The sequence below is a fragment of the Microbulbifer variabilis genome, from assembly GCF_020524905.1.
Lineage (GTDB): Bacteria > Pseudomonadota > Gammaproteobacteria > Pseudomonadales > Cellvibrionaceae > Microbulbifer > Microbulbifer variabilis_A.
The window spans coordinates 14303-26611 of record NZ_JAIVKI010000001.1 but is presented as its reverse complement, the minus strand read 5'-3'; the positions used below and the strand labels follow the sequence as shown (position 1 = coordinate 26611).

Below are 12309 nucleotides of genomic sequence, written 5' to 3'. Positions count from 1 at the left end.
AAACAGCACTTAGCAAGAAGTATCTAGCCGATGTTGACCCCCAACACCTGACAAATTGCCGATAAATTATTTTTTATCCAATTGCGATCGAAGGAACCCCAATCGCGAAGCAAATAATAGCCATCATTGTGGCGGACACCCTCCTGAATAAATTCCACCTGAGTGCCGTGGCCTGGCAAGCCCTTGGCAATAATGTCCTGTACAGTGCGTCGCGGCCACCCGGTAGCCTCTTCCAGGGCCGGATTGTTGGGACGGGGAATCTGTTCAATTAAATAGGCAATCAACATCCGCCTACATATTGTCGGGTTCAGCTGGCTTTCGACAGACGCTGAGGGCATTGGGCCACTCCTTCATTGGCATTTAACTTATTCTTATCTTACATGACCTGCCGGTCTCTTTGATGGCTACCCTACTAGATACCTAATCCAAGAGCTAACGGTAGGGTTTACTTGCTTATTTATACCCCCTGTATCAGGAGAAAAACATAGTCACATAAGCTCCTTATTTCCTGAATAATGAAATAAAAATCAGTTCAGGTCACTTGGTCTCTCGTCGATAAAAACAGCGATAAGTCGGTACATCTGCGGCTAACTTCGATGAAATACCCTAAAATTGCGCAGTTTCAAACTGCAACGCTTAACCTGGCAGTTCGCCAAGATTGCCCTTTTCTTACACTCTCCAGGGATAAACCTGACTTTCACGCTCGCTTTGCGCATAATCCCTGCTTGCATTTAAAAATTACACGCAGCAAAGAAGATCAAGTTGAGGGCTGAGACAGTGGAAAGCGAGACTCCCAAACTCCGCGAAGCGGACCCAGGTATCCTCGCCGCGGTAGTTCGTGCCCAACTGGTGGGCGCCCAGGCAGCGGGGCTGGACTGCCTACAGCTGCTGCGGGATAGCGGGATAGATCCTGCTCACCTTGACGATTCCGAAAGCCGTATCGACCGCGAGCAAATGGCCAACCTGTTGCGCCTGGAGTGGGACTTACTGAATGATGAGTCCGGTGGCTTTCTGGCCCGCCCCTGGCTGCCCGGCACTTTTGCCATGATGGGACATGCCTGCATCAGCTGTCCCAACCTGCGCCGAGCCCTGCTGCGTTCAGCGCGTTTTATCAGCATGGTCAGCGACGACCTTCATATCAAACTGGTAGAAGATGGCGAAGAAGCCAGACTTATCATTCACCACAGTAACGATAAAAAGTTGCCCAACCAGATTTTTGTGGAGTCGATTGCAGTTATCTGGCTGCGCTTTTTTAGCTGGCTAATTGATCGCACTATTTTGCTCGAACGGGTGTTATTGGCCTTCCCACCGCCGGATTACAATGAAGACTACAGCGATATGTTCCCATGCCGGCACTACTTCAACCAGGCCGAAACCTGCCTGGTATTTAATACCCGCTACTTACAAATGCCTCTGGTACGGGACGAGCAACAGTTGGCAGATTTCCTCTCCCGAGCGCCGGAGTGTCTGCTTACCCAATATAAATCCGACCACAGTTTTACCGGTCGCATACGCCGTATGCTGCAACAGCAGAACAGTATTGAGAATCTCTCCCTCGACGATGTTGCCGCTCGCCTGTTCACTTCCCCACAAACACTGCGCCGACGCCTTAAAGACGAAGGAAACAGCTGGCAGGACATCAAAGATTCAGTGCGCCGCGACATGGCCGTGTACCAACTGAAACAACAGGAAACCGCAGTAGCAGAAATTGCCGAGCGGCTCGGCTTTTCTGAACCCAGTGCTTTCAACCGTGCATTTAAAAAATGGACCGGCCTCGCTCCCGGCGCCTATAGAGAGAAATTTCGCAGTTGTTAACTGTTATTAATTCACCGATAAGTGAAAGATAAGCTGATTATGATCTCATCAAATAGCCCCGCAAAATACGGGGCTATTTATTTCGGGAAGCGCGGCTTAGAAAAAACCTACTCAGTAGTTACCACCCGTACACTAATGCGCTCATTTTTCTTTTGCTGATCTGAAGTTTGTTCAGTCTCACTTTGCGGCAGGGGCTTGGCGGATCCCATACCTGTCGCAGTAATTCGATTGGCCGCAATGCCCTTTTGCAAGAGCAATTCCCGCACAACATCCGCCCTTTCCTGAGAAATCTCCTGCTCTTTAATTTCATTCCCCTCACCTTTCACATGCCCCTCAATGGCGACAGTGAGATTTGGGTTTTCCTGCATAATTTGTGCGAGGTCATCAATATCCGGCGCCTTGGGATTTAGGAGTTTTGCTGTACCCGGTTCAAATTTGACCTGCAGAATAAATTCTTGATTGGGATCGCGGTCAAAGCTCTTTAAATAGTCGCGAAGGTTACTGGAAAATTTATCCGGCCCCAGCTGTGCCTGGGCATTACCCTCATTAGGAGGCGTGTCTCCCACCGGCTCCGAAGGAGATTCCATAAAGGCCTGCTCCTGCGTGGTCTCGAAAGGCTGGTCAGCAGCCTGCTCCTGCCTGCCCTTGTTCATGCACATATTCAATGCATATAGGGCAATCAGTACCAATAACAATGGAAAAAACCAGCTACTGAAACTCACGGGCTTTTTCTTTTCCCCATGCCCATGTAGTGCCTGCTCTCGCGGCTCCTGAGGTTTGGCATGTCCATGGGTGACCAGGGCCTCCCCCAAATTGTCAAATCCTTGTACATCCAGAGCGCCCAGGAGGGCATCGGGGATTTTGTCTCGCAGGAATCCTCTCTGGCCTATTAAAAAGGAAGCCAGATCGGAAACATCCATTTTATGCACTTTCACTTGGGCCCCTAAGAGAGCCGTCACCAGAGGCAGTACCATTTTAAGCAGGCGTCCGCCTTCATTACCGGGCACTTCCGTGGTGGCAACCTTGGTCACTTCATCAACCCGGGTTCCAAATACTTTTTGCAGAGTTGCATCACCAGCCGGGAGAGAGGCCTCCAACTTTTCCTTATCTGAGAACTGCTCCAATACATTGGATAGATCCGGAGCTTCACTACCAGTGACCAGATTGAACAGATAAGCCATACCGGTTTTACTGCTGGCTTTATTCAGCATTCCCGCCAGAACGAATGCTATACCGGTATCCAGTGCTGACTGGCCTTTCTCTGCCGGAAGATTGAGTGCAGCTGCCAGAGTACCAATACCCGAGGGCCCCAGTTGGCTCGCCGCCAGTTCCAGTAGATTCTCTGCCATAGTCAATCCTCACTGCCAGATCACCGCAAAATTTGAGTCGCCCCATGAATAGCGCTGGTGAATAATCAACCTGGATAAAGGCTTTTCCTGCTAGCGCAAACCCTCAATATGAATATTCCGGCAGGGCTATTGCGGCCTATATGCGACGTTATCGACCATCATTTATTGGCCGAAAATAAAAAATATAGCGCCTTATTTGAGTGTACGGCAGACCACTCATCGAGTTAGTTTGATTTGGAATAAACAAGGCTTGAAACTTCTCTGCATTATTTTACTGGGCTGACATCCACGTCACCGCCCCTGGCGTCTTTCATCATTGCGCCAAAACCCCACACGACTATGGTTGAACCCACAAACAAAAATAAAGAGGCTATTACCGTGTCCACAGAAGCCTATATTTACGATGCGATCCGTACGCCGCGAGGTAAAGGGAAACCCAGCGGCGCACTACATGAAGTCAAACCCATCACCCTGCTCTCCAACCTTTTGCGCGAACTGCAGCAGCGCAGCCAACTGGATACCGCCAAGGTCGATGACGTAGTAATGGGATGTGTAACCCCTATCGGTGACCAGGGTGCAGACATCGCCAAGGTCGCCACCCTCAGTGCCGGATGGGACTGGGATATCGGCGGTGTCACCCTCAACCGATTTTGCGCTTCCGGTGCCGAGGCGGTGAATTTAGCCGCCGCCAAGGTGCGCTCTGGCTGGGAACAGCTCGTAGTGGCTGGTGGAGTGGAGTCCATGTCGCGGATACCCATGGGCAGTGACGGCGGCGCCTGGGCCATGGACCCACAAACCGCTATAGAAACAGGCTTCGCTCCCCAGGGCATTGGTGCCGACCTGATCGCCACACTCGGGGGCTTCTCCAGGGAAGATGTGGATAACTTTGCCTTACACTCCCAACGTAAAGCCGCTGAAGCCTGGCAGCGGGGCGCCTTCGCCAAATCTGTTATCCCGGTGCGAGACCAGAATGGTCTGCTACTGCTCGATCACGATCAACTAGTGCGACCGGAGACTTCCCTTGAGGGGCTCGCCAACCTCTCCCCATCATTTGCCGCCATGGGCGACCTCTGCTTCGATAGCATAGCGATCTCCCGCTACCCCCAGGTAGAAGCCATCGACCATGTACATACCCCGGGCAACTCCTCAGGCATAGTGGATGGTGCCGCCGCCATTCTTATCGGCAGCGAGCAAGCCGGGCGGGATCTGGGCCTAACACCTCGCGCGCGCATTGTCTCCGCCGCCGTAGTTGGCACCGAGCCCACCATCATGTTGACCGGACCAGCTCCCTCCGCACGCAAAGCCCTCAAGGCGGCAGGCCTGAATGCCCATGACATCGACCTATACGAGGTCAACGAAGCCTTCGCCGCAGTGGTGCTGCGCTTCCAGCATGAACTGGATATCGACCCGCAGAAAATCAATGTAAACGGCGGCGCTATCGCTATGGGCCACCCACTCGGTGCCACAGGCGCCATGTTGATCGGCACCGTTCTCGATGAATTGGAACAGCGGCAGTTGCGCTACGGTCTGGTCACCCTTTGTGTGGGTGGCGGTATGGGCGTCGCAACCATTATCGAAAGGGTCTAGGGGGAACTATGAAATCTATACGCTTGGAAAAAGACGGGGACAATATTGTCCACCTGATTATGGACAACCCCAATGCCTCGGCCAATGTTATGGACCGAGATTTTACAGACTCCCTTCAGGCTGTGGTGGAGGAATTAAAACAACAGGAGTTCGCGGGAATTATTGTTCGCTCGGCAAAGAAAACATTTTTTGCCGGCGGAGATCTTAAATCACTCTATGCCGCTAAAAAAAGTGAGGCCCAAGAGTTCTTTGCTTCCTGTGAAGACCTCAAGGCAAATTTGCGCTGGCTGGAAACGCAAGGCAAACCCGTTGTTGCAGCAATCAACGGTGCTGCGCTCGGCGGTGGCTGGGAAATTGCCCTCAGCTGTCATCACAGAATCGCTTTGGAAGACAACTCGGTAAAAATTGGATTACCGGAAGTCACCCTCGGCCTGCTGCCCAGAGGTGGGGGTTGTGTGCGTATGCCACGCTTATTGGGCATTCAAAATGCCCTGCCCTTCTTACTGGAAGGCAAACAGGTGAAAGCCAAGCAGGCCCTGGGAAGCGGTTTAATCCAGCAGACAGCCAAAGATACGGAAGACCTGCTCAACAAAGCCCGGGAATTTATCCGCGCCAACGGCGACCAGCCTAGCCTACAACCCTGGGACCAAACTGGCTACCGTATGCCCGGCGGAGATGCCAAAAATCCGAAAAATGCCCAGCTATTAATGATCGCCCCCGCCATGCTGGAAAAGAAAACCCATGGCTGCTTACCCGCCCCCGAAGCAATACTGGCGACAGTTATCGAAGGCTCCCAGGTGGACTTCGAGACGGCCACGCGTATTGAATCACGCTATTTCGTCGATCTCGCTTGCGGTCAGGTGGCAAAAAATATGATCGGCACCTTCTGGTTTGCCCTCAATGCATTGAAGAGTGGTGCCTCCCTTCCCCAAGCCGCGCGTGAATCCAAAACCACGCCTATAAAAAAGATCGGCATACTCGGAGCTGGAATGATGGGCTCGAGTATCGCCTATGCCTGTGCCAGTAAAGGCGTTGATGTTGTGCTCAAGGATATTTCCATGGAGGCAGCGCAAAAAGGTAAGGCCTATGCGGAAAAGGCTCTGCAAAAACAACTGGAGCGCGGACGCGCCGATGAAGCGCGTGTAGAGGCCATCTTATCTCACATTCAACCTACAGATAATGCTGCCGACTTAAGCGGGTGTGAACTGGTTATTGAAGCAGTATTCGAGGACCGGGAGCTAAAAGCACAAGTTACCCGCGAGGCTGAGGTACAACTAGACAACAGTGCCATCTTCGCCTCCAACACTTCCACACTCCCCATCACCGGACTGGCTCAAGCCTCCAAACGCCCCGGTAGCTTTATCGGTTTACATTTTTTCTCTCCAGCAGAAAAAATGCCGCTGGTGGAGATCATCTGTGGTCGGGAAACCAATGAAGAGACCCTGGCTCAGGCATTCGCCTTTGTTTTACAAATCGGTAAAACACCTATTGTCGTTAATGACAGCCGCGGCTTCTTCACCTCTCGAGTATTTGGCTGCTTTACCAACGAAGGGATCGGCATGCTCGGTGAAGGGGTAAATCCCGCCACTATTGAAAATGCCGCATCCCTGGCCGGGTTCCCGGTGGGGCCATTGGCAGTGAGCGATGAGGTCTCACTCACGTTAATGGGTCGGATTCGTCAACAGACTATTAGCGACCTGCATAAAGAGGGCAAGAGTGTTCCCACACACCCTGCAGAGTCTGTAATCGATCATATGCTGGAACTGGGCCGTGCCGGTAAACTGGCTGGAGGCGGATTTTACTTTTACCCGGAAGGGGGTAAAAAGCATCTTTGGCAGGGCCTACAGCAGGAATTCCCTCCGTCAAAGCAACCTCCTACTGAAGATATTAAAGAACGCCTTTTATTTATAATGGCGATTGAGACACTGCGTTGCTACGAAGAAGAAGTACTGCGCAGCGTGCGGGAGGCCAATATAGGCTCTATTTTTGGTATTGGTTTCCCTCCCTGGACCGGCGGGGCCCTGCAATATATTAACCAATATGGTATCGCTGCTTTTGTACAGCGCGCGCACAAGCTCGCAGAAAGCTACGGCGACAGATTTTCACCTCCGGAAATATTGCTGACCCTTGCCGAATCCCAGGGCGAATTGAAAGATACCGAATAGTCACGCAAGGACCGAAAAGTCACTCAGTAGTGCGGAAACTTGTCGTAAATTACGGGGCTGCTTCACCCGAACAGCCCTGGAATAGCCCAAGTTTGAAAGGTCTACAATTCCAGATAATAAAAACGAATGTTGGAGTTCAGAATGATACCGAGAACCGTTTACAACGAGGACCACGAGCATTTTCGCGATACCGTGAGGAAATTCCTGGAAAACGAGGCCATCCCTTACCACAGCCAATGGGAAAAAGATGGACAGGTCGATCGTGCCCTCTGGAATAAGGCTGGTGAAATGGGCTTTCTCTGCCCTCAGATTTCCGAATCCTATGGCGGCTTGGGGCTGGACTACGGTTACAACTCGATTATCGATGAGGAGGTCGCCCGAGCAGGTCTTTCTGGCGTCGGCTGGGGTCTGCACTCCAATATTGCTGTGCCCTACATTATTAATTACGGTAGTGAAGAGCAAAAAAAGAAATATCTTCCCAAGTGTATCAGTGGCGAGATTGTTACAGCCATCGCCATGACGGAACCCGGAGCCGGTTCAGATCTACAGGGAGTGAAGACAACAGCAATTAAGAAGGGTGATCACTATCTTCTCAACGGCTCTAAGACATTTATTACCAATGGTCAGCATGCCGACTTAGTTGTTGTCGTTGCAAAAACAGATCCCAGTGAAGGCGCCTCTGGGGTGAGTCTTCTCTTGGTCGAGGCCGATTTGGCAGGATTCAAGAAAGGAAATAACTTGGAAAAGATCGGGATGAAAGCCCAGGACACCTCCGAACTTTTCTTTGATGACGTTAAAGTTCCGGTGGAAAATTTATTGGGAGCCGAAGGTCAGGGCTTCGTCTACCTAATGCAAGAACTACCTCAGGAAAGGCTAAGCGTCGCTATTTTTGCAATATCCAATGCGGAAGCAGCATTACGCTGGACTATTGATTACGTCCGAGATCGAAAGGCTTTTGGTAAACCCATCGCCGCATTTCAAAACACCCAATTCAAGCTGGCAGAGTTAGACAGTGAACTCTCTGCTCTCAGGGTGTTTGTGGATCGTTGCCTAGAGCTACATTATGAGAAAAAACTTGACGTTACTACGGCTGCAAAAGCCAAATTACTGGCGACAGATTTCCAATGTAAACTGCTAGATGAATGTGTTCAGCTTCACGGTGGTTTTGGCTATATGTGGGAATACCCAATTGCCCGCGCTTGGGCGGATGCTAGAGTTCAGCGTATTTATGCTGGCACGAATGAAATTATGAAACTCATTATTTCCCGCGACATCCTCCGTGATGGTTAAGCCCACTAACCCGGTAATCTACACGATCACCGGGTTTATCTCGATATTTTATTAACCTAAAAACTGTAAGCGTATTAACTCAGTACAGACGTTAATATCACTAACTTTTATCGGTGACCACTGACGAAAAAAGCCTACAAGAAATTTTAATAATAATTTTTATTGATTATAAAAAATGGATAATTTTACTGCCCCTCTGCAAGGTCTACGAATACTCGATTTTACCACCCTACTACCCGGTCCCTACGCCACTATGTTGATGGCTGATATGGGGGCAGAGGTTCTACGCATAGAATCCCCAAATCGCCCAGATATGCTAAGAGGCCTTCCTCCCATGGTTGGCAGCGCAGAGCCCGTTTCCGCAGCTCATGCAACGATAAACCGCAATAAAAAATCCCTGGCCCTGGATTTGAAAAACCAAGAGGCAAAAAAGATTATCGAGAGGTTACTCAGCGAATACGATATAGTTATCGAACAATTTCGCCCAGGAGTAATGGAAAAACTTGGCTTTGGTTATCAAGCCCTTAGTGAGTTGCGCGCAGATATTATCTATTGTTCAATCACCGGATACGGACAAGATGGGCCCCTGAAAATGCGGGCCGGGCATGATATCAATTACCTGGCACTTTCCGGGCTTGCCAGCTACTCCGGTCGACAGGATAGTGGACCCAGCCTGAATGGTATGCAAATTGCCGATATTGCTGGAGGCTCCCACCACGCAGTAATGGCTATTCTTGCCGCAGTGTATCACCGCCAACAAACAGGCCGCGGCGGGCATATTGATATCAGTATGACTGACTGTGCCTTTGCCTTAAATGCCATTTGCGGCGCCAATGCCCTCGCCGATGGCCAAGACCCAGAGATGGAAATGGAGCTGCTTAACGGCGGTAGTTTTTATGATTACTATTGTACTGCCGACAACCGCTACTTATCCGTTGGCAGTCTTGAACCCCAATTTGCCGAAGCTTTTTTTCTGGGAATCGGCCACCCCGAATGGATGGAACGCGTACTCGAGAGCGACCAACAAGAGAGTTTGAAACGAGACATTGCCGCTACAATAAAGAAAAAGAAGCTCAGAGAATGGAATATTATTTTCTCTGAAATCGATACCTGCGTAGAACCGGTTCTTAATTTTAGTGAAGCAACAGAAAGTAAATTAATTCAAGAGCGCCAAATGATTGCAAATGCAGTCACAAAAAGTGGCGACTACCTGCTACAGATCAACTCACCCTTTAAATTCAATGGAAAGAAAAATAAAAAACATCAGGCAGGATCTACACTAGGCGCGGATAGTCAATCGATCCTGAAATCACTTGGATATAGCACCCAGGATATTGACCGACTCCTTGCCAATAAGGTTATTGCTTAGAGTATTTTATAAAATCACAGGAAAAAATATTGAAAATATCAATCTCCACCGCATCCTCCACTACAGCCACTGGAGTCACCGCTAAAATTATCAAAAAATCCTCCAAAGGAGGAACTTGACTCAGGGTCTCCCGAATCCCCCGAACACCCTGAAACACAGGAAATATGAGAAGCACAGTAATCGGAGGTTGTCCCAGAAGAGTTGCTACGCCTACAGTTTAGGGAGTATTGAAAGCCATTCTTTATATTTAATTCCTGATCAATGGCAAATAATAGAGGCAGATGTCTAGGGCTCTTTGGGTTAGCCCCCTCCCTGAAACAGGAGATTCGCCATGCCCTCTTAATACCCTCCTGAGCAGAGTTTGGGGTTGGCATTGCCTCTGCGGGTGTATGATGTAAGAACCGCCCAAAAGCTTTTTTACAGAACTCCTGATATGAGCGTGTATACAAAATAAATTCATGCCAAGCTACATCCACAACCTGAGAGGGCATAGAGACCACTTTCTTTCCAGCCACTTGGCAAACGCAGAAGTACTCTCGAAGGGCATTCATCACTATATCCAGCTCTTGACTGGATAGATGAGGATATACTGTTTTTATCTTATTTTTAATCTTCGAGTGAAAGATATAATTCTCCAGGTACTTAATCCGAGACCTTTTCCTCAACTTATACACCAAAACCACGAGAAATATTAAAAATACTACCAAGCCAATCCATTTGAACAGCAAAACTCTTTCCATAAAACAATATTTTTACTACTTACTTGACCCCAACAAAGAAAATCATGTTAAGACAAAATTTTTCAACTCCAAATTCTACTCCAAAAAAATCTACCTCAACAAATCACGACCAAACATTTAGGAACACCCATTTACCGAAATGGTCACAATGATATAACTCCTAACAATCAAGTAAAATTTTATTTCTAATAATCTCCTATTCTTACATCAAATGGTGCAGACGTATCAGCTTGAGCGCCAATCAAGTCAATTACCACCTTAAAACAACTCGGCGCACACCATCGACCAGGATAAAAATTGGCACTTAAACGCAGCTTATACAACTTTTCAAGTGCTAATATTTCCAAAATCAAATTCCTAAACATATCAACAACATCCTGAATGCTTAAGGATAAAGTTTATAAAGGCATCTCTTCAAAAAGGAACCCCCTTTGAAGACACTGAGACTTATACTGGGCGACCAACTTAACCATAAGCATTCTTGGTTTAGAGAAAACCATCAGGATATTTATTACTTTATTGCCGAGATGCGACAGGAGACAGACTACGTTGTCCACCATATTCAAAAAGTGGTTGCCTTTTTTGAATCAATGCAAAACTTTGCTAAATGGCTTGAATCAAAAGGTTGTCAAGTAATTTACTACCAAATAGACAACAAAAAAAACCAACAAAACCTTGAAAAGAACATCCAAAGACTAGTTGATCAGTTGAACATCCAGAAATTTGAATACCAGCTACCCGATGAATATCGCCTTGATGATCAACTAAAGACAATAATTAAAAAGCTATCAATTAAGTCTGAGGTCTATGACACCGAACACTATCTAACCAATAGGAACTATCTAGAAAATTTCTTTTTTGGAAAGAAAACATTTTTGATGGAAAGCTTCTATCGTCATATGCGCAAGGAGCACAACATTCTTATTGGCAAAAAAGGCAAACCTATTGGCAATCAATGGAACTTTGATAAAGGCAATAGAAAAAAATGGAATGAAGATAGAGAAATCCCTCAACAATATCTATTCCGAAAGAATGTTGAAAAAACTCGTAAGCGCATCCAGGCAGCAAAAATAAAAACCATTGGTACTATCAACCCAAAACATTTTACCTGGCCAACGAGTCGTGCAGATAGTCTCAAAGTACTCAATCACTTTTGCAAGAAATTGTTGCCACACTTTGGTGACTACCAGGATGCCATGGACCCTAATGAGGCGTATCTTTTCCATAGCAGATTAAGTTTTTCTCTCAATTGTAAGTTTCTATCCCCCAGCGAAATTATTAACCATACGATTGATCACTGGGAGTCCAATAAAAAGAGTATTCACATTAATCAAATAGAGGGGTTCATCCGGCAAATTCTCGGCTGGCGAGAGTATATGCGTGGCATTTATTGGCAGGAAATGCCAGGCTATAGCAAGCTAAACAAACTACGCAATTACAATCCACTACCCAATTTCTACTGGACGGGCGAAACCGATATGTACTGCCTGAAAAGTGCTATCAACAACAGTCTGGAACACGCCTATGCCCACCATATTCAGCGCTTAATGATTACCGGTAACTTTGCCCTACTAACACAAACGGACCCGGATCAGGTAGATGCATGGTATTTGGGGATATATATCGATGCCATACAGTGGGTAGAATTACCTAATACCCGAGGTATGAGCCAGTATGCCGATGGTGGACTGGTTGCAACAAAACCTTATATTAGTAGCGGCTCATATATAAATAAAATGAGCAACTACTGTCAAAACTGCAGATACGACGTCAAGAAAAGAACTGGAAGTGATGCATGTCCCTTTAATAGCCTTTACTGGAATTTTCTCTTGCAGAAGAGGGACCATTTTAAGAAAAATCCACGGATGTCTATGATGCTCAATCTTGTGGACAAACTAACAAGTAAAGAAAAAAAAGATATCCAAGTACAAGCTGAAAACTTCATTAAATCTATACATATCAACTAGAAGCTAGCTTTTATCGAAAATTAAATA

At 47.7% G+C, this 12309-nt stretch carries 9 protein-coding genes; 6 read left to right on the top strand and 3 right to left on the bottom strand.

Features of this window, described 5'->3' with window-relative positions; genetic code table 11:
- Window positions 1-23 precede the first annotated feature (23 nt).
- Window positions 24-338 (bottom strand): helix-turn-helix domain-containing protein, encoded by a 315-nt coding sequence (locus LC073_RS00090; protein WP_226642092.1) that lies wholly within the window; start codon window positions 336-338, stop codon window positions 24-26.
- Window positions 339-777: 439 nt separating this feature from the next.
- Between LC073_RS00090 and LC073_RS00085 the strand changes: the two genes are divergently transcribed.
- Window positions 778-1815 carry an AraC family transcriptional regulator gene (locus LC073_RS00085; RefSeq protein ID WP_226642084.1) on the top strand — a complete coding sequence of 346 codons (1038 nt, stop codon included), beginning with the start codon at window positions 778-780 and terminating at the stop codon, window positions 1813-1815.
- 107 nt (window positions 1816-1922) lie between these two features.
- On the opposite strand, the gene LC073_RS00080 is transcribed toward LC073_RS00085, so the two are convergent.
- Complete coding sequence (locus LC073_RS00080) at window positions 1923-3164, bottom strand: OmpA family protein (protein ID WP_226642082.1); 1242 nt, start codon at window positions 3162-3164, stop codon at window positions 1923-1925.
- 378 nt (window positions 3165-3542) lie between these two features.
- Between LC073_RS00080 and LC073_RS00075 the strand changes: the two genes are divergently transcribed.
- The 4 genes from LC073_RS00075 to LC073_RS00060 all read left to right on the top strand — a co-directional run bounded on the left by LC073_RS00075 (window position 3543) and on the right by LC073_RS00060 (window position 9575).
- On the top strand, window positions 3543-4751 hold the full coding sequence (locus LC073_RS00075; RefSeq protein ID WP_226642081.1) for an acetyl-CoA C-acetyltransferase: 1209 nt from the start codon (window positions 3543-3545) through the stop codon (window positions 4749-4751).
- 8 nt (window positions 4752-4759) lie between these two features.
- Window positions 4760-6916: a 3-hydroxyacyl-CoA dehydrogenase NAD-binding domain-containing protein gene (locus LC073_RS00070; protein WP_226642079.1), complete on the top strand. Its 2157-nt coding sequence runs from the start codon at window positions 4760-4762 to the stop codon at window positions 6914-6916.
- 141 nt (window positions 6917-7057) lie between these two features.
- Window positions 7058-8206, top strand: coding sequence for an acyl-CoA dehydrogenase family protein (locus LC073_RS00065; RefSeq protein WP_226642077.1), 1149 nt, complete (start codon window positions 7058-7060; stop codon window positions 8204-8206).
- A 175-nt stretch (window positions 8207-8381) separates the two neighbouring features.
- The gene (locus LC073_RS00060) at window positions 8382-9575 is read left to right on the top strand and encodes a CaiB/BaiF CoA transferase family protein (RefSeq protein ID WP_226642075.1); all 1194 of its coding nucleotides are present in this window, start codon (window positions 8382-8384) and stop codon (window positions 9573-9575) included.
- A gap of 38 nt (window positions 9576-9613) precedes the next feature.
- Here the strand turns inward: LC073_RS00060 and LC073_RS00055 are convergent, their stop codons facing one another.
- Entirely contained in the window at window positions 9614-10315 is a 702-nt protein-coding gene (locus tag LC073_RS00055) for a glycine-rich domain-containing protein (RefSeq protein WP_226642074.1), read from the bottom strand.
- Window positions 10316-10746: 431 nt separating this feature from the next.
- On the opposite strand from LC073_RS00055, the gene LC073_RS00050 reads away from it, so the two are divergent.
- The gene (locus tag LC073_RS00050; RefSeq protein WP_226642072.1) at window positions 10747-12282 is read left to right on the top strand and encodes a cryptochrome/photolyase family protein; all 1536 of its coding nucleotides are present in this window, start codon (window positions 10747-10749) and stop codon (window positions 12280-12282) included.
- Window positions 12283-12309 lie beyond the last annotated feature (27 nt).